The 18,661-nt window shown below is 55.6% G+C and carries 21 protein-coding genes; 15 read left to right on the top strand and 6 right to left on the bottom strand.

Annotation, left to right across the window (positions count from 1 at the left end; all coding sequences use genetic code 11):
• The first annotated feature begins 149 nt into the window (after positions 1–149).
• The 9 genes from ACTNBK_RS13070 (at position 150) to ACTNBK_RS13030 (ending at position 9,235) form a co-directional block, all read left to right on the top strand.
• On the top strand, positions 150–857 hold the full coding sequence (locus ACTNBK_RS13070; RefSeq protein ID WP_209345329.1) for a hypothetical protein: 708 nt from the start codon (positions 150–152) through the stop codon (positions 855–857).
• 97 nt (positions 858–954) lie between these two features.
• On the top strand, positions 955–1,908 hold the full coding sequence (locus ACTNBK_RS13065; RefSeq protein ID WP_441146701.1) for a DNA adenine methylase: 954 nt from the start codon (positions 955–957) through the stop codon (positions 1,906–1,908).
• Positions 1,883–3,223: a relaxase MobL gene (gene mobL, locus ACTNBK_RS13060; RefSeq protein ID WP_441146699.1), complete on the top strand. Its 1,341-nt coding sequence runs from the start codon at positions 1,883–1,885 to the stop codon at positions 3,221–3,223. Before ACTNBK_RS13065 ends, mobL begins: the two co-directional genes overlap by 26 nt.
• Before the next feature lie 15 nt (positions 3,224–3,238).
• Positions 3,239–4,162: a DUF3991 and toprim domain-containing protein gene (locus tag ACTNBK_RS13055; RefSeq protein ID WP_209345279.1), complete on the top strand. Its 924-nt coding sequence runs from the start codon at positions 3,239–3,241 to the stop codon at positions 4,160–4,162.
• Positions 4,163–4,166: 4 nt separating this feature from the next.
• Positions 4,167–6,056, top strand: a complete 1,890-nt coding sequence (locus tag ACTNBK_RS13050; RefSeq protein ID WP_209345277.1) for a type IV secretory system conjugative DNA transfer family protein — start codon at positions 4,167–4,169, stop codon at positions 6,054–6,056.
• A 2-nt stretch (positions 6,057–6,058) separates the two neighbouring features.
• Complete coding sequence (locus tag ACTNBK_RS13045; protein ID WP_209345275.1) at positions 6,059–6,313, top strand: helix-turn-helix domain-containing protein; 255 nt, start codon at positions 6,059–6,061, stop codon at positions 6,311–6,313.
• 189 nt (positions 6,314–6,502) lie between these two features.
• Positions 6,503–7,225 (top strand): AlkZ-related protein, encoded by a 723-nt coding sequence (locus ACTNBK_RS13040; protein ID WP_302643296.1) that lies wholly within the window; start codon positions 6,503–6,505, stop codon positions 7,223–7,225.
• A 55-nt stretch (positions 7,226–7,280) separates the two neighbouring features.
• Positions 7,281–8,804, top strand: a complete 1,524-nt coding sequence (locus tag ACTNBK_RS13035) for a Y-family DNA polymerase (RefSeq protein WP_209345271.1) — start codon at positions 7,281–7,283, stop codon at positions 8,802–8,804.
• Entirely contained in the window at positions 8,801–9,235 is a 435-nt protein-coding gene (locus ACTNBK_RS13030; protein WP_209345270.1) for a hypothetical protein, read from the top strand. The genes ACTNBK_RS13035 and ACTNBK_RS13030 overlap by 4 nt, the downstream gene beginning before the upstream one ends.
• A 140-nt stretch (positions 9,236–9,375) precedes the next feature.
• On the opposite strand, the gene ACTNBK_RS13025 is transcribed toward ACTNBK_RS13030, so the two are convergent.
• On the bottom strand, positions 9,376–9,726 hold the full coding sequence (locus ACTNBK_RS13025; protein ID WP_209345269.1) for a helix-turn-helix transcriptional regulator: 351 nt from the start codon (positions 9,724–9,726) through the stop codon (positions 9,376–9,378).
• 144 nt (positions 9,727–9,870) lie between these two features.
• On the opposite strand from ACTNBK_RS13025, the gene ACTNBK_RS13020 reads away from it, so the two are divergent.
• The 3 genes from ACTNBK_RS13020 to ACTNBK_RS13010 all read left to right on the top strand — a co-directional run bounded on the left by ACTNBK_RS13020 (position 9,871) and on the right by ACTNBK_RS13010 (position 12,652).
• Positions 9,871–10,425, top strand: coding sequence for an SLOG family protein (locus tag ACTNBK_RS13020; protein WP_209345267.1), 555 nt, complete (start codon positions 9,871–9,873; stop codon positions 10,423–10,425).
• Positions 10,426–10,540: 115 nt separating this feature from the next.
• Entirely contained in the window at positions 10,541–11,233 is a 693-nt protein-coding gene (locus ACTNBK_RS13015; RefSeq protein WP_441146694.1) for a response regulator transcription factor, read from the top strand.
• A gap of 15 nt (positions 11,234–11,248) precedes the next feature.
• Entirely contained in the window at positions 11,249–12,652 is a 1,404-nt protein-coding gene (locus ACTNBK_RS13010; protein WP_209345263.1) for an ATP-binding protein, read from the top strand.
• Between the two features lie 40 nt (positions 12,653–12,692).
• On the opposite strand, the gene ACTNBK_RS13005 is transcribed toward ACTNBK_RS13010, so the two are convergent.
• Positions 12,693–13,706, bottom strand: coding sequence for a helix-turn-helix transcriptional regulator (locus ACTNBK_RS13005; protein ID WP_209345261.1), 1,014 nt, complete (start codon positions 13,704–13,706; stop codon positions 12,693–12,695).
• Between the two features lie 25 nt (positions 13,707–13,731).
• Positions 13,732–14,097, bottom strand: coding sequence for an ArsR/SmtB family transcription factor (locus ACTNBK_RS13000; protein WP_209345259.1), 366 nt, complete (start codon positions 14,095–14,097; stop codon positions 13,732–13,734).
• Positions 14,098–14,265: 168 nt separating this feature from the next.
• On the opposite strand from ACTNBK_RS13000, the gene ACTNBK_RS12995 reads away from it, so the two are divergent.
• From ACTNBK_RS12995 to ACTNBK_RS12985, 3 genes are all read left to right on the top strand, one after another.
• Positions 14,266–14,484, top strand: a complete 219-nt coding sequence (locus tag ACTNBK_RS12995; protein ID WP_209345257.1) for a cation transporter — start codon at positions 14,266–14,268, stop codon at positions 14,482–14,484.
• A gap of 96 nt (positions 14,485–14,580) precedes the next feature.
• Positions 14,581–16,464, top strand: a complete 1,884-nt coding sequence (locus tag ACTNBK_RS12990) for a heavy metal translocating P-type ATPase (RefSeq protein WP_209345255.1) — start codon at positions 14,581–14,583, stop codon at positions 16,462–16,464.
• On the top strand, positions 16,430–16,837 hold the full coding sequence (locus ACTNBK_RS12985; RefSeq protein WP_369691560.1) for an ArsR/SmtB family transcription factor: 408 nt from the start codon (positions 16,430–16,432) through the stop codon (positions 16,835–16,837). The genes ACTNBK_RS12990 and ACTNBK_RS12985 overlap by 35 nt, the downstream gene beginning before the upstream one ends.
• Positions 16,838–16,846: 9 nt before the next feature.
• On the opposite strand, the gene ACTNBK_RS12980 is transcribed toward ACTNBK_RS12985, so the two are convergent.
• From ACTNBK_RS12980 to ACTNBK_RS12970, 3 genes are all read right to left on the bottom strand, one after another.
• Positions 16,847–17,455, bottom strand: a complete 609-nt coding sequence (locus ACTNBK_RS12980) for a metallophosphoesterase (RefSeq protein ID WP_441146690.1) — start codon at positions 17,453–17,455, stop codon at positions 16,847–16,849.
• On the bottom strand, positions 17,413–17,988 hold the full coding sequence (locus ACTNBK_RS12975; RefSeq protein ID WP_441146688.1) for a hypothetical protein: 576 nt from the start codon (positions 17,986–17,988) through the stop codon (positions 17,413–17,415). Before ACTNBK_RS12975 ends, ACTNBK_RS12980 begins: the two co-directional genes overlap by 43 nt.
• A gap of 80 nt (positions 17,989–18,068) precedes the next feature.
• Positions 18,069–18,461 carry a hypothetical protein gene (locus ACTNBK_RS12970; protein ID WP_209345249.1) on the bottom strand — a complete coding sequence of 131 codons (393 nt, stop codon included), beginning with the start codon at positions 18,459–18,461 and terminating at the stop codon, positions 18,069–18,071.
• Positions 18,462–18,661 lie beyond the last annotated feature (200 nt).

Below are 18,661 nucleotides of genomic sequence, written 5' to 3'. Positions count from 1 at the left end.
AATGCTAAAGGGCCTTGAACTTTGACTATTTGCCGAGGAAAAACGAATACAGATCAGACTCGAACCCGCCTCCAGCCGTACAAGATACAGCAATATGCCCAGCCGAAGTTGTTCAACAGCTTCGGCTTTAATTTTTGAAAGGAATGCGTATGAAAACAGAAACGACAGCAAATAAATCTTATTTTTCCGAACTGGCCCTCCGCCTCCGGCAAACGGGCTTTGTGGTCCTGCCAGAACAGGATGGTTTTCTCCCGGTAGAGTGGAACGACCAGCCTCTGTGCCGAGTCGCCAGCACAGGCGGCATCCGATACCGACAGGAGGATATGACCGACTCAGATACCGAGCTGGCCTGTGACCGGGCCGCGGATATCGCCGCCACGGTCAGGGAGTACATGACTCTCCTGGATAAAGCCCCATTGCTGAAAGCGGACAGCCTGCACGAACCATATCAAGTACTGGCGGAGTTCAATGATGTTGTGCTTGCCGCCCTCCCCGGCAAACACGGCGTTCAATTCACCACCTGGGCGTGGATCAATGAGCGTACCAGCCTGTGGCAAGGTCATTATGCTGGAAATGACTATCAGGCGGCAAAGCGGGACTTTGCCATCCGCTCCGGCCTGCTGGACAAGCACCAGCTTTTTTCTAAGGAGCAGCTTGCGGAGGTCTACCGCTGCGTCCACGAAACGCTGGAGAATCATTATCCCATCACCGCGGAACGCCAAAAGCTGCTGGAGGGCGTGGCGGCGCAGATCGAATGTGCGGTTCCTGCCCTGGCAGAGCTGGTCAGCCAGTCAAATCAGAAGGAATTGGAGGCAGCAGAAGATACGGAATATCAGGGCATGACCCAGCAATTCTAAATCATCATCAACACAGGACAAGGCCGTATCCCGTTTGGGACGCCGGCCTTTTTTGCCGCCCTTTCGGGATAAAGGTCCCATCCGGAAAGGACAGCACGTGACGAAATACTTCCTGCGAGACACCCCTCTGGCGGGGCTGGAGCGGCAGATGATGACGCCGCCCCACTTCTCCCCTCGCGGCGGAGGCCAAATGATCCTCTGCCGGTTTCGCTACCGGCCCGAGGATGTGGCCTGCAAGCACTGCACCAAATACAGAAGAAAGCAATGCACCATGCCGGTATGCCCTTGGATCGAGGAGCGTGCGGAGGCGGGGGCGGTCACCTATTCCTCCCTGGCGGCTGACTATTATCGGAACTGGCAGAGCGGCAGGCTGGGAGAGCGGATCGCGGAGCTGCTCTCCAACAAGAAAGCAGTCGCCTATGTCCTCAATTCCCGTGAGGACTTTGAGCGGGCCAGGACCGCCCTCGCCCGCGACAGTCCCATGGACGCCGTGCGGAAAGCGGCCTTGTTCTATCAGATCATCCGGTACAGCTACGCCTCGGCCCTCACCAGCTATGGCAGCCAGCCCCACGATATGCGGGCCAACTTCCCGCTGATCGAGCAGGCCCACCGGCGGCTTGCCAGAGTGGTGGTGGAGAACAAAGACTTTGAAAAGCTCGTCCGCCAGTATGACCGGCCTGTGAGCCTGTTCTACTGCGACCCGCCCTACCACGCCACGGAGGGGTATTACCAGAACATTGGAGAGGACGGCTTTACAGAGAAAGACCACATCCGCCTGCGGGACACGCTGCTGTCCATGCAGGGGAAGTTCCTGCTGTCCTACAACGATGACGAATTCATCCGGGAGCTGTACGACGCGCCCGGCATCCGGATCGAGCCGGTGACCCGGCTGAACAATATCCGGCAGCGGTACGATCCCAACTGTCAATTTTCCGAGCTGCTCATTGCCAACTACGATATGCATGAGCGTGAGCGGGCCTCGGTCCAGTTAAACCTGTTTGACTATGAAAAGGAGGAAGATGACGATGAAATTTTTGAAGGAACCTACTGACAAGGGCCTCCACATCCCCAGAGCGGCCCTGAACCTCTGCGGCTTTGAGGCGGGAGAAAAGGTGGAGCTCCACACGGCTGAGAACGCGCTGGTGGCGCTGAAGGGCCGGATGACCGCTATGGAACTGCTCCGCGCCGCCCAGTCCCTCCAGCAGATGGCCGTGGAACTGCACACCCATCTGGCAAAGGTCTGCGGCCCCTGTGACGGCTGCGAGGGGGAATGCCCCTTTGAGACGCGGGATGAGGACGAGATCGGCCTGCCGGAGTACCTGCGGGAGGAAGCCGGTACGCTGGACAACCCGCGTATCGAGCAGCTCATGGAGCAGCTGGCCGGGAAACTGCAAACCATCTCCGGCAAAAAGCAGTACGGCTATCTGAAAGCGCCGCTGAAGTCGGTGGTGGACGAGATCGTGGACGAGCTGGCAAAGGACGGGCGCGTCGCGCAGGCGTATGACCTATGGTATGAGTTACGGGAAGAAGTACTCCACACCTACAAGGACGATCTGCCGCCACGCCTTCCGCTATCCCAGCAGAAAGAGTTCAAGCGGATCAAGAATCTGGTCATCCAGGAGGCGGTGCGGCTGGGCGAGCTGTCCGCTGTGTTCGCGCCGCCCGAGCCGGAAGAAACAGATGAACCTGAGTTGGATTCCGACAAGCAATACGCCCTCGGCAAAGCCTACCGGGACGGCCATGGCGTGGAGCAGGACGCACTGATGGCTGCGGCATTGTTTCAAAAGGCCGCTGCGCGGGGAAATGACTCCGCCGCATACGCTCTGGCCAAGCTGCTCCTCAACGGCGGCGACGGTCTGCGGCGGGATATTCCTGCCGCTGTGGAGTGGCTCAAACAGTCTGCGGAAGCTGGAAACCAATTTTCTCAGTATCGGCTGGGTAAACTCCTGCTCCAAGGAGAGAATGTCTCAAAGGATACCGCCGAGGGCGTCCGCTGGCTGACCGCCTCCGCTGAACGGGGGAACCAATACGCCCAGTATGCCCTGGGCAAGCTCTATCTGCTGGGCAAGGAGATTCCGAAGGACGGGGACGCCGCCGTCCGCTGGTTCACGCTGGCGGCGGCGCAGGGCAGCGAGTATGCTCAATATTTCCTTGACCACATGGATGACTTTCGGGGGCCATCCCTGTTCTCCTGTGCCACCCGGCTCCTGCGCCACATGAGCCGGATCTTTCAGGAGCAGACGCCAAAGGGACCTGCCAGAACGATCTCGTTTACGGATAAAAAGCTGCGCCAGCGGATTAGGGAAAAGAAGATTGCCATGGGCCATAAGGCGGACGATTACGAAGAACGAATGCAGCAAATTTAGTGGAGGTGAGATAAAATGCCCTATATTCATTTTACCGAGGAGCAGAAGCTCCGGGCTGGCTCTGTTGACCTCGTTGAGTTCCTGCGCCGCCAGGGAGAGAAACTCATCCGCTCCGGCCCGGAGTATCGCATGACCAGCGACCACAGCGTCACTGTCCGGGGCAATGAGTGGTACGACCACGCCACCGGGGAAGGCGGTGGCCCCGTCTCCTTCGTTCAGAATTTCTATCATCTCAGTTACCCGGAGGCGGTCACCCGCCTGCTGGATGGCGAACAGGGGCAGCCGTATGCACCGGCGCAAAAGCCGAAGGAAGAACCCATAAGAGAATTCATCCAGCCGCCCGCCAACCATTCGATGCGCCGTCTCTATGCATACCTGCTGAAGAAACGGCACATCGACCGGGAGGTGCTGAATACCTTCGTCCGAGCAGGACTCATCTATGAGGACGCAGAATATCACAACGCCGTGTTTGTCGGAAAAGACGAACACGGCGTTGTCCGTCATGCCCATAAGCGAAGCACCAACGATCTGGGCAAGACCTTCCGCATCAATGTGGCGGGCAGCGACCCTCGGTACAGCTTCCACTGGACCGGTACCAGCAACCGGCTGTATGTGTTCGAGGCCCCTATTGACCTGCTGTCTTTTGTAACACTGTACCCGGAGGGCTGGCAGGAGCACAGCTATGTGGCCTGCTGCGGAACATCCAGCCAGCCTGTGCTCCAGATGATGGAGCAGAATCCCGCACTGCGCGAGGTGTTCCTGTGTCTGGACAACGACAAGGCCGGACACACCGCCTGCCTGCGGATCGCGGAGAGAGTTGCGGAACAGTTCGGGATCGCCTCAGACCGGCTGATCCCACAGAACAAGGACTGGAACGATGATCTGGCCGAGATCACAGAGGCACAGGCACTTGCTCCGGTCACACAGCAGATGGGGTGAGCCTATGCCGATCCAAACGATTTTACTTCTTGCGCTGGCGGGCGGGATGCTCCTGATCGTGGCCGCCGCCACACACTTCTCCGGTCAGGGCTCCCTGAACAACATCAAGTCCAAGACCGTGGGCGATGGCCAGCACGGAACGGCCCGGTGGGCAACCAAAAAGGAGATCGAGCAGACCTACCGGCATATCCCGTTCCAGCCTTCCCAGTGGCGCTCTGGCAAAGAGCTGCCCCAGGCCCAGGGGCTGGTGCTGGGCTGCGAGGGCGGCAGCTTTCCGAAAAAGCCCAGGAAAAACAAGAAGCCGCCCAAATCGAAATCGAAGAAGGAGCGCCACCCCCTCAAGGCCATCGTGGACACAGACGATATCCATTGCCTCATGATCGGCGCGTCCGGTGTGGGCAAGACCGCCTTCTTCCTTTACCCAAACTTGGAATATGCCTGTGCCAGCGGCATGAGCTTCCTGGCGCTGGATACCAAGGGGGATCTGGCGCGGAATTACGGCACGATAGCGTCCAGGTACTACGGCTATCAGGTGGCGGTCATCGACCTGCGTAACCCCACCCGCTCGGACGGCTACAATCTGCTGACCCTCATCAACCACTACATGGATATCTGCCGGGAGGATGAGAAAAACCTCGCTGCCCGCGCCAAGGCGGAGAAGTATGCCAAGATCCTCTCCAAGACCATCGTCAACCCGGAGGGGGACGCCTCCAACTACGGGCAGAACGCGTTTTTTTACGACGCCGCGGAGGGACTGCTCACCGCCGTCATCCTCCTGCTGGCGGAGTATCTGCCGCCGAATGACCGGGACAAGCGGGAGAAGCGGCACATCGTCAGCGTGTTCAAGCTGGTGCAGGATCTGCTGGCCCCCAGCAAGACCGTCAAGGGCAAGAATGGGTTTCAGATGTTGATGAACCGCCTGCCGGAAACGCACAAGGCCCGGTGGTTTGCCGGCGCTGCCCTCAACAGCGCGGATCAGGCCATGGCCTCCGTCATGTCCACCGTACTCTCCCGGCTCAACGCTTTCCTGGACTCAGAACTGGAGCAGGTGCTGTGCTTCGACAGCGCCATCGACGCGGAGACCTTCGCCTCCCGGAAGTCCGCCATCTTCCTGATCCTCCCGGAAGAAGATCCCAGCAAGAACTTCATGGCTGGACTCATGATCCAGACCCTCTCCCGCGAGCTGTTTGCCGTGGCCGACGAGAACGGCGGCAAGCTGAAGAACCGGGTGGTGCTGTTCTGTGATGAGTTGGGCACCATGCCCGCCTTTGACATCCTGCCCCTGTTCAGCGCGGGGCGCTCCCGCAAACTGACGCTGGTGCCGATTATCCAGTCGCTGGCGCAGCTTGAAAAGAACTACGGCAAAGAGGGCGCGGAGATCATCCAGGACAATGTGCAGGACACGATCTTCGGCGGCTTTGCCCCCAACAGCCAGACTGCCGAGGTACTCTCCAAGGCCCTGGGCAGCCGCACCGTCCTATCTGGCTCCATCAGCAAAGGAAAGAACGACCCCAGCCAGAGCTTGCAGATGATCGAGCGGCCCCTCATGACCGCCGACGAGCTGAAGTCTATCCCCAAGGGGCAGTTTATCGTCATGAAGACCGGCTCCCATCCCATGCAGACCCGGCTGCGGCTGTTTCTGGATTGGGGCATCACCTTTGAGGAGCCATATACCATCCCGGAGAAGGCCGCCCGTTCTGTGGCCTATGCCAGCAAGCAGGAGTTGGAGCGGGCCATCCTGGAACACCACTACACACAGATCGTCGAGGATGCGCCGCCCCCGGTCCCGCAGAACACGCCACCCGCTGGCGGCATGGCACAGGCGCGGGACAGACGGCCCCACGGCAGGCCGCAGCGAAACCCAGATTTACGTACCGGCATGGAGGGAAAATAGCCGTGGGATATTTTGAGATGATCTACCGCTCCGAGCTTTCTCACCGGGCGCGGGCGGTCTATATGTACCTGAAGGACCATGCTGACAAGGACGGCCAGTGCTGGCCGGGAATCAGGACTATTGCCGCCGAACTGAAACTCTCCAGAAGCACTGTCAAACGGGCGCTGGACGATCTATGCAAAGCGGGACTGATTGCCAAAAGCCCGCGCTGGCGGGAGAACGGAAGCCTCAGTTCCAATCTGTACCGGCTCCTCTGAGCATAGAAACGGACTCTCCCGCCAAGGGGAGAGTCCGCGCATTTTGTGAACCGAGCCTCGGTCCATGATGAACCATCCAGAAGGACCCACTCCAAGAAAGTTTAGAGCAGAGAAAGAACATTCATCCTGATAGAATCTTGGGATCCACTGTGTTATAATAACACAAAGCCATAGGCGGGAGGTGTCAGTATGGCGATCGAGAACGGCGAATGGATCATGCGGGGACTGGACTGGGACGATCCCAGCCGCATCCGAAGCTGGGAGGAGTTAATTGGCTGGATCAATGAGGTCGGCTTTCTCCCGCTGTTCAAAAATGAGATTCCCGGTTTCTCAGTGGAGGAACATACCTCCGACCTGTACTGGTGGACTGGGGACGAGGAGCAGGACCCGTGGGAGTGGCGGGAACTGATCGCCCGGAGCGGCCAGGTGGCCTATGGCAAATTCTTCGGCAAAAAGGCGGGCTTTATCTCCAGAGAGTGGTTTCCCCACTTTGCCAACTACCGGCGGGACGGCTATGACTTCGACAGCCGTTGGGATGAAGAACTGGCCAGTATGCGCTGCAAACGGATCATGGACCAGTTTGAAAGCAAGGACGAGCTGTTTTCCTTCGAGCTGAAACGGTTAGCCGGTTTCGGCAAGGATGGAGAGAAGAACTTTGAGGGGACGGTGACAGACCTCCAGATGCAGAGCTATCTGCTGATCCGGGACTTCCGCAGGCGCATCAATAAGAAGGGCTTGGAGTATGGCTGGCCCATCTCCGTCTACTCCACGCCGGAGGCCCTGTGGGGCTATGAGCACATCGCCTCCGCCTATTCTGCTGAACCAGCAGAGTCAAGGGAACTGATTCGCCAGCAGGTACAGAAGAACTTCCCGGAGACGGGGAAAATAGAGCTGGATGTAGTGCTGGGCTGACCACCCATAATTTCCACTGGTACCAGGCATACTAAGGCAAGGAGGCGACCGGGGTATGAAAAACAGGACTTATCTCTGCGTGGATCTGAAATCGTTTTACGCCTCGGTGGAGTGCGTGGAGCGGGGGCTTGACCCCATGACCACCAATCTGGTGGTGGCGGACGAGAGCCGCACGGAAAAGACCATCTGCCTCGCCGTGTCTCCTTCCCTCAAAGCCCATGGCATCTCCGGTCGGGCAAGACTGTTTGAAGTTGTCCAGAGGGTGAAGGAAGTCAACGCCCAGCGGCGGCGCAATGCCCCCAGTGGGCAGTTTACCGGTTCCTCATGGAACGATCCGGAACTGAAAAATCATCCTGAGATGGAGCTGGACTACATTGTGGCCCCGCCCCGGATGGCACATTATATTGAGTGGAGCACCCGGATATACAGCGTCTATTTGAAGTATCTGGCCCCGGAGGATATATTTCCGTACAGCATCGACGAGGTGTTCATGGATGTGACGAACTATCTGGACACCTATCATCTGACGGCCCGTGAGCTGGCTCGAAAGATCATTCTGGATGTGCTGGAGACTACTGGCATCACCGCCACGGCGGGGATGGGTAGCAATTTGTACCTTGCCAAGATCGCCATGGATATTGTGTCCAAGCATATCCATCCGGACAAGGACGGCGTGCGGATCGCCAAGCTGGACGAGATGACCTACCGCCGTCTGCTGTGGGATCACCGTCCGCTGACGGATTTCTGGCGGGTAGGCCCCGGCTATGCCCGGAAGCTGGAGGCCAATGGGCTCTACACCATGGGCGACATCGCCCGCTGCTCCATCGGCAAGGAAACCGATTATTATAACGAGGAGCTGCTCTACAAGCTGTTCGGCGTCAATGCGGAAATCTTAGTGGATCACGCCTGGGGCTGGGAACCTTGCACTATCGCGGACGTGAAAGCGTACAAGCCAGAAAATAAGAGCATCGTTTCCGGGCAGGTCCTGCAATGCCCATATCAGTTTGAAAAGGCAAAGCTGGTAATGCGGGAAATGGCGGACGCACTGGCCCTTGATCTGGTGGATAAGGGGCTGGTGACCAACCAGCTTGTACTGACAGTTGGCTATGACCGGGAGAATCTGGACGATCCCCAGCGGAGCAAAAGCTACAAAGGCCCGGTCACCACAGACCGCTATGGCCGAAAGGTTCCCAAGCACGCCACCGGCACCATCAATCTGGACAGGTACAGCTCCTCCACCAACGAGATCATTCGGGCGGTGCTGGAGCTGTTTGACCGCATCGTGGACAAAAACCTGCTGGTGCGGCGGCTGAGCATTTCCGCCAACCGTCTGATTTGCGAGGCAGACGCGCCCAAAGAGCCTGCGGCGGAGCAGTTGGACTTGTTCACTGACTACGCCGCCCAGGAGGAACGCCGGAAAAAGGAGGACGCTGCCCTGGTCCGTGAGCGGAAGGTGCAGGAGGCCATGCTGGGCATCAAGAAGAAATTCGGCAAAAACGCCATCCTCAAAGGCATGAATCTGGAGGAGGGCGCTACCGCCAGGGAGCGGAATAAGACGATTGGGGGCCACCATGAATGACGAACAGATATAACGACATCATTGGCCTGCCCCATCCGACCTCGGCCAAGCATCCCAGGATGCCTCTCAGTGATCGGGCCGCCATTTTCAGCCCCTTCGCCGCACTGACAGGCCACGGAGCGGCCATCGTGGAGACGGCCCGGCTGACTGACCGGAAGATCGAACTGGACGAGGACAGCAGGGCCGTCCTGGACGAGAAACAACGGTATCTAGAGGAGATCATCGGCCAGCAGCCGGAGGTCACGGTCACATGGTTCCAACCGGATGAGCGCAAGGATGGCGGCAGCTATGTTACTGTTACGGGAAAATTGAAAAGGACGGACGGCGTTGAGCGTGTTATGCTCCTGACGGACGGCACAAGGATCCCGCTGGATGACATCGTCGGTATCGAAAGCAAACAGCTCCCAGGTGCGTTTCGGGATGAATTCTGAAAATCGCTCTGGGAACGGAATACGGCGCCGTGGATATAACCACAGCGCCGTACATAAAAAATCGTATTATACATATCAAAAAGCGAGACGCACCACATACAGGATGGGCTGCGTCTCGTTTTTGTTTGTCAGGATAGCTGTCAGGTTGGATCGTCAAGCCGCAAACGGCGCAGTGAACTCTTCAGGGAAAGCACCATATCGGTGATCAGCTTGATCTCCATATTGCTGCAATCCGCCACAAGCTCACTCAGCCAGCTGTTCATCAGCGGACGGGCTTGATCGATCTCCATACAGAAAAGCTCATCCGCTGAACACCCCAAAGCATTGATAATATCCAGCATGACCTGAAGGCTTGGGATACTGTTGCCGGTCTCGATGTGGCTGATGTGGGTAACGCCCACTCCGACCGCCTCTGCCAACTGCTCTTGTGTCATTTTCTTTTCCAAACGAACTGCCCTGATCCGGGAGCCGAGCGTTTTATAATCGACCATACTGCAAGTATCCTCCGCCAGCCTTGATACTTGTATTGTATGTGCAATCTGGCCATGTTATAATAATCTAAAAGCGCAATAGACCTTATAGGCATATTACAAAAACCGGATAAATTCAATTCACCCAATGAAATGGAGTTCATCATGAGTATAAAATCATGTGCCATCACTGGCCATCGCCCTGCCCGGTTCAAGTGGAAATACAAGGAGAATAACACCGGCTGCAAGCGGTTGAAAAAACGGCTGCGGGATCAGATCGTGGCGCTCTATGAGCAGGGAGTCCGCCGCTTTTATGTTGGCGGTGCATTAGGTGTGGATATGTGGGCCGGGGAAATACTGCTCCAACTGAAGGAACAACCAGAGTACAACGATATTGAGTTGTTTATCGCCCTGCCCTTTGAGGGGCATGATGCTGACTGGGACAGCCGCAGCCGGGGCCGTCTAAAGGTCTTAATTCAACACAGCACGGAAACCGTGGTAATTGGGACAAAGGCAGAGGTGCTTGCGGTCTGCTATAAGCGGCGTAATTACTACATGGTGGATCACGCCGATATACTTCTGGCCGTGTATGACAATGACCGCTCAATCCGCAGCGGAACAGGCATGACGGTCAACTATGCCAGAAAAAAGGGGGTGTCTGTCATATTGATCCATCCAGACAACGCAAGGGTTTCTATGGATGCCTCTGCTGAGTCATAGTGTCCTTGGCTTTACTTCTCGTAGTTGAAGCACTGCCATCCATGTAGTATAATGATCGTGGTCAAAAGCAAGAAAGCCTTTGCATTTACAACTCGTAGATTGGAACAAAACTGCCATGCAAACACAGAAACTGATTCTCCTTGTGGATGATGAAGTCAAGATCACACAAGTCCTGGCCGCCTATCTGGAAAAGGCGGGATATCGAACCATGTCGGCCCATGACGGGGAAACCGCGCTGGAGTTGCTGCGGCTTCATCCGGTCAATCTGATCCTGCTGGACTTAATGCTGCCGGATATACCGGGAGAGACATTATGCGGGCAGATCCGCGCACAGTACCGCATCCCCATCATCATGCTTACAGCCAAGAGCCAGGAGCAGGACATTCTGGATGGTTTAGAGGTCGGTGCGGACGATTATCTGACAAAGCCATTCAGCCCCCGTGTTGTGGTAGCCAAAGTGGGAGCGGTATTGCGGAGGACGGAGAGCGACAAGTTGTTGAGCGTTCCAGTCTCCTATCGGGACGGATATCTGGTGATCGACTTTCAGAACAAAACCGTTTTGAAGGAAGGGGCGCCCATCCACCTGACGCCATCGGAGTATCAAATACTGCGGACACTTGCCAAAGCGCCGAAACGGATCTTTACCAGAGAACAGCTGATCTCCTATGCGCTGGGAGATGATTACGACGGCTATAACCGAAGTGTTGATACCTACATTAAAAGCCTCCGCAGCAAAATCGAACCAGACAGACATGACCCGGAGTTTATTGTCACTGTGCATGGTGTGGGCTATCAGTTCCAAGGCTGATGGGAGGGAGAGCAAATGGTACATTCCCTGAAGGCGAAGTTGACTGTTTACTTCTCCGCCCTGCTAATATTCTCTCTTGGCGCAATGACGCTCCTGTTTAACCTGACTCTGGACAACCTGTTTGCGCACTATGCCAACGACCAACGCCAGCGCCAGATACAGCAGATCATTGAGCAGGTCGAGGAGCAGTACCTGCCAGAAAGCCAAAGCTATAACATTGACGCAGTAGAGGTGATCGGTAATGCGGCGCTGCAAAACGGCCTGATTGTCCATGTGCAGACGCGCAACGGAGAGGTGGACTGGGATATCTCCATACATAAAGCACAAGAGTGCCAAATCGCACTGCAGCATGCAGAGGAGAATATGCACAGCCGCTATCCCTCTTTTAACGGTGCTTATTCAGAAACCACATACGATCTCTCCAGCGATGGAACGCTGACGGGCTATCTGACGGTTGGATATTACGGTCCCTATGCGTTGGACGATGACGCATTGATATTACTGAATACGCTCAATCGAGTAACGCTGGGGCTGGGTATTGCTTTTCTGCTTGTGGCCATGGTGCTTGCCTTCTTTGCGGCCAGACGCATCGCCCGACCGATCTCGGCGACAGTCGAGGTGACCCGCAGTATCGCGGAGGGGGACTATGGGCGAAAAATTGAAACAAAGACGAAAACCAAAGAGCTGGCGTCCCTCATGCAGTCGGTCAACGAGATGTCTGAAACGCTAAAACTGAGGGAACAGCAAAAGCGCCGGATGACTGCGGATGTGGCCCATGAGCTGAGAACACCACTAACCAATCTGCAAAGCCATGTGGAGGCGGTCATCGACGGGATATGGGAGCCGTCCCCGGAGCTGTTTCAGGGCTATCGGGAGGAGATTTTGCGGCTGACACGGCTGGTGGAGCAGCTTCAGGAATTGTCCAATCTGGAAAGCGGACAGATCATACTACATCTGGAACCAATGTCTGTTGCGGAATTGTTAGAGGACATTCGCCTTGATTTTCTTGCCAGATTTCAGAACAAAGGGGTCGCCTTTGAGTTAGATACCACTCCAGAAGGACTTGCCATGGTATGCGATCAGGATCGCATCAAGCAATGTTTGACCAACCTTGTCTCCAATGCGCTGCGGGCCACGCCGGAGAGCGGGATCGTCCGGCTGGAAGGCCGGCAGGAAAAAGACTTGATCCAGTTATCTGTGTCGGATACGGGCGAAGGCATTCCAGAGGAGCACCTTTCTCAGCTGTTCGAGCGGTTTTACCGGGTAGACCCATCCAGAAGCCAGCAGACCGGCGGCATGGGGATCGGGCTGGCTATTACAAAGTCCATCGTTGAGGCACATGGGGGAACCATCACGGCAGAGAGCGTCATCGGGAAAGGCTCAAAGTTTACCATTTGCATTCCGCTGCAAAGCGTATAACGAGAGCGGCAGGCCGGTTTTGAACTGGCCCGCCGCTTCTTTATTTGTTCCCATCGATTCGGCTTTTCCCATGCAATTTCCGATATTCCAGGGGTGACATCTCATAGGTTTCCCGGAATACCACGGAAAAGCGGCTCTGGCTCTCGTAGCCCACAGCTTGGGCAATTTGGGCGATACTATCCTTGGTCTGCGTCAGCAGCAGGGCCGCTTTCTCCATTCGGTGTTCATTCATGTGGGCGGCAAGGGAATCGCCATAAACCGCCTTGAACACAGCTTTCAATGTGGTGGGGTTGATCAGATACCGCTGAGACAGCTCCTGAATGGTGACCCGCTGCTCCATGTGCTGCAAAATATAATCGTGGACGCTGCGGGCGATCTCCACCTGCTCCGTCTGGTATTTGTCCGCTTCCCGTTTGGGTGATAAAGAAACCGCACTGAGATGGAGCAGCAGTTCCATGACCTTCAAACGGAAATACGCCTGCTGAAGCGGTTCCGGCTGCCCATAGAAACCGCCGAAAATAGGCTCTGTTTTCTCGTTTCCCGTAAGCGTCGCAGATGTCCCTCCGGCACAGAACTTTTCTGCCAATGCCTGTGCGGTCACGCCTGTTCCGCCAAGGAAGTCAGGCAGAGCCATATCAAATTTGGACAGATCCAGCCAGATGGCCAGCCCCTCATAGTGCCCCACTGGGAATGTCATGACCGAACCGGCGCAGAGCTGTCTGGTGTGCAGGGAAAAATCGCCGGGGCCAAGGTAAATCGAACTGCCGTCTTTCATGTTCCAGCCAACACGCCCGTAGCGGCAGTAGTTGATCTCCAGAAGGTCGCGCTCCGCTCCATGCTGGCAGGAAACCTGCCCCGCCAGAAAGTCCTGAAAAACAAGGGTACAGCCGGGGAATACTTCCCAAGAGGTTTTTTGTCCTTTTCCTCCTGGAATGGCCTCCGTGTGCCTCACACCACCTTTCCCGTCTGCAACGGGATGATGCTCCTCCAGAAGCAGGCCGTCCGGAACATCAGCCAATGCAGTTTGAATTTTTGGAAGATGCTGATGATACAAGCCGATCCCTCCGTTTTCCTCCTGCCTAATCCGGGCAGGATATCTTCATGATCTTCTCGATGACCTGATGGAGCAAAACGCTCTGCTCCGTCTCCGCCGCTTTATAGTAGACCTCTTTCCCCTCACGGCGACTGACAATCAATCCACGGTCTTTTAACTGCCGCAGATGGTGGGACACAGCAGGGCTTGTCATCTCCACCATAGCGGAGATGTTGATGACGCACTCCTCGCAGTGACACAGCAGCCAGAAGATCCGCAGCCGGCTGGAATCATCCAAAAGCTTGAATGTCCCGGCAACGGTCTGGAATGTTTCCGGCTTTGCCAACTGCGCCTTCAAAAACTCCGTATTCTGTCCCTCGCCGTGGTGATGGGGGAGCTGCAAGTCAGACATCACATATCCCTCCTTGAAAATTGTCCGTTTTGGAAATGCTTTTTGCCGGTTTGGAAGAAAGGCAGCGTAAGGCATTGACTTCCCGCCGCGAATCCATCATACTACAATCACATCAATTAAACAAGTGCTTGATTGATAAATCCAACAATTTCGAGAGGAGCTATTCCGATGAAAAAGACCTATAAGATCGAAGTTGACTGCGCCAACTGCGCCAATCTGATGGAGGACGCCGCCAGAAAGACCCCCGGCGTCGCCGCCGCCACCGTTAACTTCATGACCCAGAAGATGATCGTGGAGTTTCAGGATGGCCAGGAGCCGAAGGAGGTCATGCAGGCAGTCCTGAAAGCCTGCAAGAAGGTGGAGCCTGACTGCGAGATTGAACTTTGACCCGCAAGCGCCCCGGACGCATCAGGCGAAAGGGGCGCGTCTTTCACAGAAAGTATTAAATGATTGAGCAATCAATAAATTAAAGGGGGTTATACCGTGACAAAAAAGCAAACGATCATGCTGGTACGCATCTTGATTGCGGCGGCAATGATGATTGCGTTGAATTTCCTGGCGCTGCCCATGGGACTCTCAACGGCGCTTTATATGGCCGCTTACCTAATTATCGGCTATGACATTTTGAGGAAGGCCGTGAAGGGCATCCTGAACGGCCAGGTGTTTGACGAAAACTTTCTGATGGCGGTGGCCACCATCGGCGCCATCGCACTGGCCATCTATGAAAAGAGCGGCGACTACAACGAGGCCATCGCCGTCATGCTGTTCTATCAGGTGGGTGAGCTGTTCCAGAGCTATGCCGTAGGAAAGAGCCGTAGAAACATTACCGCTCTCATGGACATTCGACCGGACTACGCCAATATTGAGCGGAACGGACAGCTGGAAAAGGTAGATCCGGACGAAGTGGAGATCGGCACTGTGATCGTGGTGCAGCCCGGCGAAAAAGTCCCCATTGACGGCATCATCATTGAGGGTAATTCCGCCTTGAACACCTCCGCACTGACTGGTGAAAGTCTGCCCCGTGAGGCCGCTGTGGATGACGAGGTCATCAGCGGCTGCATCAATATGACCGGTGTTCTGAAGATCCGAACCACCAAGGAGTTTGGTGAGTCTACTGTATCCAAGATTCTGGAACTGGTAGAGGAATCCAGCTCCCGGAAATCCAAGTCGGAGGACTTTATCTCCAAGTTCGCCAAGGTCTACACGCCGTTGGTCTGTATCGCCGCGTTGCTGTTGGCGGTGCTGCCCCCCATCGGAAATATGCTGATGGGCAATCCCGCTAACTGGGCTAACTGGATCTATAGCGCCCTGACCTTCCTGGTCATCAGCTGCCCCTGCGCTCTGGTGGTCAGCGTTCCCCTCAGCTTCTTCGCCGGTATTGGCGGCGCCAGCAAGGAGGGCGTTCTGATCAAGGGCTCCAACTATATGGAGACCCTGTCCCAGACCAAGGTGGTGGTGTTTGACAAGACCGGCACTCTGACTCAGGGCGTGTTTGAGGTCAACGGCATCCACCACAACACCATGGAGGAAGAAAAGCTGCTGGAATACGCGGCGTTGGCCGAGTGTTCCTCCTCCCATCCCATCAGCAAGAGCCTGCAGAGAGCCTACGGGAAAGAAATCGACCGCAGCCGTGTGACCGATATCGAGGAGATCAGCGGTCATGGACTGATCGCCAAGGTGGACGGCGTTGAGGTTGCCGCCGGCAATGCGAAGCTGATGCAGCGTCTGGCCATCCCCTATGCGGATTGCAGCTCGGTTGGCACCATCATCCATGTGGCCATCAACGGCGAATACGCCGGACACATCCTGATCTCCGACATCGAGAAGCCCAACTCCAAGGCAGCTATCTCCGCACTGAAAAAGGCCGGAGTGGAAAAGACCGTCATGCTCACCGGCGATGCCAAGCGGGTGGCGGACCGTGTGGCAGCCGATTTGGGCGTGGACGAGGTTCACAGCGAGTTGCTCCCCGGCGACAAGGTGACCCAAGTGGAGAAGCTGCTGGCCGCAAAGCCGCCGAAGGCGAAGCTGGCCTTTGTGGGCGACGGCATCAACGACGCCCCCGTGCTGGGGCGGGCGGACATCGGCATCGCCATGGGCGCTATGGGCTCTGATGCGGCTATTGAGGCGGCGGATGTGGTTCTGATGGATGATGACCCCATGAAAATCGCAAAGGGCATCAAGATCTCCCGGAAGTGCATCTCCATCGTCTATCAGAACATCACTCTGGCTCTGGTGGTCAAGTTTATCTGCCTTGCTCTGGGTGCGATAGGCCGGGCCAATATGTGGATGGCGATTTTTGCCGATGTGGGCGTCACCGTGATCGCGGTCTTGAATGCGATTAGAGCCCTGCGGGTTCATAATCTGTAAAAAGGAGAGAAAGGGCGCGGGCCACTACTTTGGCCGCGCCCTTTCCATCAACCATCAAATGAATCATCAGAAGGAACATCACTGCCCTTGCGATCCTAAGTTTGTGCCGGCGATGGCAGATTTTTTCCGTGTGTTGGGCGACCCCACCCGCATCCGACTGATTGCTATCCTCCATGAGCAGGAAACTTGCGTGACGGAGCTTGCAGAGCGGTTACGGATGACGCAATCGGCGGTTTCCCACCAGCTGAACATTTTGAAGGCCCACAAAATAGTGGCACAGCGCAGGGTTGGCAGACAGATATTCTATTCTCTGCCTGAGCAGAATATATGGCCGATCATTGAAACAGGGTTGTCCCATCTTGCGGAGAAATAGTGGATAGAATTATGGTATTAGTTCTATTGTGACGATTTCACTGTCTGTTCCGACACGGATGGGCAGTTGAAAATAACCAGTTCCGGCTGAGATAATGCCATGTGTGTTTCTCAACTGGGTATGCCCATAGAAATGCCCTGGCGGATGAAACAGCTTTGTGAGCAAGGTCACGGGGAAAAACTGGCCCCGGTGGGTGTGGCCACTCAAAACCATGCTGGCTCCACACTGAGCCGCTTCCTCAAAGCCGTCTGGACTGTGATCCATAACGACCACCGGTTTATCTCCTGTGACAGAGGCCAGCAGTTCAGCCAGCGGCAAACGCTTCCCGCCGCTCCGCAAGAGATCATCCCGCCCAACGAGACAGATCTCCGGTAATTCCACGCTGTCATCCAGAAGTAAATGGATCCCGGCGTTTTTGAAAAATGCTTGAAGCTGCTTGTCCGCTGGAGATGGATCATGATTTCCCAGAACGGCAAATACGCCCTGTGTTGTCCGGAGGTTTTGAAGACTGCCGCAGATGCTCTCCAGTTCCCAGCACTCCCCGACAGAGCCATTATTGAAAATGTCCCCGGCGATCACGACCAGCTCCGGGTGCAATCCATTGACTTCATCCACCATTTTTGCAATATGCCGGGTTCCCACAAATAGTCCGATGTGGGGAGGTCGCTCAACAGCACGATCCTGCAAGAGTTGTCTAAGCGGGCTCCACAAGGTATTGTGTAGGACACATGGCGGAACTGCCGAGCGTGGAGGCTGCCATAGAGCGTTACGCCTGCGGCAATTATAAAAGCTATGCTCCATAGGAACACATGGATGTCGATAAGGCAGGAGAGTAACGCTCCGGCAAGCAAGTTCAAAAGATCAGCGCAGAGCAGCAGGCAAACGGAATACAGCAAGAAGCAGAAATAAAGGTATCCAGCCATTGATACGGCTCTGGCAATCCGGCTTGTGTCCACTCGTTTCATCTGAGAGGCATAAAAGGCGGTAAATATAAGCTGTGCGCCAAATATGGGCCAGACGCTTCCCAGATCCCACAAGCCTTCCAAAACTCTTTCCATGCGAATACTCACATAAAATAGTGCGGCCAGATAGCCCAGAAAATAGACCGCAAAGAAACTGTCCCATGACAACAGCCGTCTAAAACACTTCATGGAAACTCCTCACATTCGTTGGATGAAACATAATTGATACGAAAACAGGCGGGCAGTGCTGCCCGCCTGTTTGTTTTCCCTTAGTGGTGGGAACCACCGTGTCTGCTGCTTCCACCGGTTTTCGTTCCGTGAGAGGAGCCATGATGCCCGGATGTCGTTCCATCTCCGCTGTGGTCATGTGTCTTGGTGCAGGTCGCATGGGTGGCGTGGTCATGGACCGCAGAGCAGCTTGCGTCCACCGCATGATCATGATTTAAGGTGCAGGCGGCGTCAACAGCGTGGTCATGCTCCAGCGTACAGATGGCATCGGCCGCATGGTCGTGATCCAAGGTACAGCTGCTGTGGATACTGTGGTCGTGATCCTGTGTGCAGTAGCCGGCAGATGCGTCTGCTGCAAAAGCACCGACAGAAAGTGCCGCCGTCATAAGCAATGCTGCGGGAACCACCACAAGCTTCCGGATGTTATGTTTCATGGAAAGGACCTCCTAATTATTCTTGAAAAGGCTAAAACCCTTTTCAGTATGATGGATTTATGGAAAGAAGTCAATCCTTCACGATGCCTTGTTTTCGGTAAAATGAAAATGTAGCAAATGGTACTCAAAAAGTGAGCACCCCAATGGCAAATAAAAAGAGCCATTGTCAGCACCTGAAATAAACGCTACCCTTTAGGTGG

This window comes from Intestinimonas sp. HCP28S3_D6 (assembly GCF_052065695.1).
GTDB lineage: Bacteria > Bacillota > Clostridia > Oscillospirales > Oscillospiraceae > Intestinimonas.
The sequence above is the reverse complement of the archived record's forward strand: the minus strand, read 5'-3'. Positions and strand labels throughout refer to the sequence as shown.

Excerpts from the sequence above, each read along its gene's own strand:
- ACTNBK_RS13035 (WP_209345271.1), top strand. The coding sequence starts at position 7,281 with ATGAAAAACAGGACTTATCTCTGCGTGGATCTGAAATCGTTTTACGCC.
- ACTNBK_RS13025 (WP_209345269.1), bottom strand. The coding sequence starts at position 9,726 with ATGGTCGATTATAAAACGCTCGGCTCCCGGATCAGGGCAGTTCGTTTG.
- ACTNBK_RS13050 (WP_209345277.1), top strand. The coding sequence starts at position 4,167 with ATGCCGATCCAAACGATTTTACTTCTTGCGCTGGCGGGCGGGATGCTC.
- ACTNBK_RS12980 (WP_441146690.1), bottom strand. The coding sequence starts at position 17,455 with ATGGTGGATGAAGTCAATGGATTGCACCCGGAGCTGGTCGTGATCGCC.
- ACTNBK_RS12985 (WP_369691560.1), top strand. The coding sequence starts at position 16,430 with ATGCGATTAGAGCCCTGCGGGTTCATAATCTGTAAAAAGGAGAGAAAG.
- ACTNBK_RS13040 (WP_302643296.1), top strand. The coding sequence starts at position 6,503 with ATGGCGATCGAGAACGGCGAATGGATCATGCGGGGACTGGACTGGGAC.
- ACTNBK_RS13070 (WP_209345329.1), top strand. The coding sequence starts at position 150 with ATGAAAACAGAAACGACAGCAAATAAATCTTATTTTTCCGAACTGGCC.
- ACTNBK_RS12975 (WP_441146688.1), bottom strand. The coding sequence starts at position 17,988 with ATGAAGTGTTTTAGACGGCTGTTGTCATGGGACAGTTTCTTTGCGGTC.
- ACTNBK_RS13015 (WP_441146694.1), top strand. The coding sequence starts at position 10,541 with ATGCAAACACAGAAACTGATTCTCCTTGTGGATGATGAAGTCAAGATC.
- ACTNBK_RS13020 (WP_209345267.1), top strand. The coding sequence starts at position 9,871 with ATGAGTATAAAATCATGTGCCATCACTGGCCATCGCCCTGCCCGGTTC.
- ACTNBK_RS12970 (WP_209345249.1), bottom strand. The coding sequence starts at position 18,461 with ATGAAACATAACATCCGGAAGCTTGTGGTGGTTCCCGCAGCATTGCTT.
- ACTNBK_RS13000 (WP_209345259.1), bottom strand. The coding sequence starts at position 14,097 with ATGTCTGACTTGCAGCTCCCCCATCACCACGGCGAGGGACAGAATACG.
- ACTNBK_RS13030 (WP_209345270.1), top strand. The coding sequence starts at position 8,801 with ATGACGAACAGATATAACGACATCATTGGCCTGCCCCATCCGACCTCG.
- ACTNBK_RS13010 (WP_209345263.1), top strand. The coding sequence starts at position 11,249 with ATGGTACATTCCCTGAAGGCGAAGTTGACTGTTTACTTCTCCGCCCTG.
- ACTNBK_RS13055 (WP_209345279.1), top strand. The coding sequence starts at position 3,239 with ATGCCCTATATTCATTTTACCGAGGAGCAGAAGCTCCGGGCTGGCTCT.
- mobL (WP_441146699.1), top strand. The coding sequence starts at position 1,883 with ATGAAATTTTTGAAGGAACCTACTGACAAGGGCCTCCACATCCCCAGA.
- ACTNBK_RS12995 (WP_209345257.1), top strand. The coding sequence starts at position 14,266 with ATGAAAAAGACCTATAAGATCGAAGTTGACTGCGCCAACTGCGCCAAT.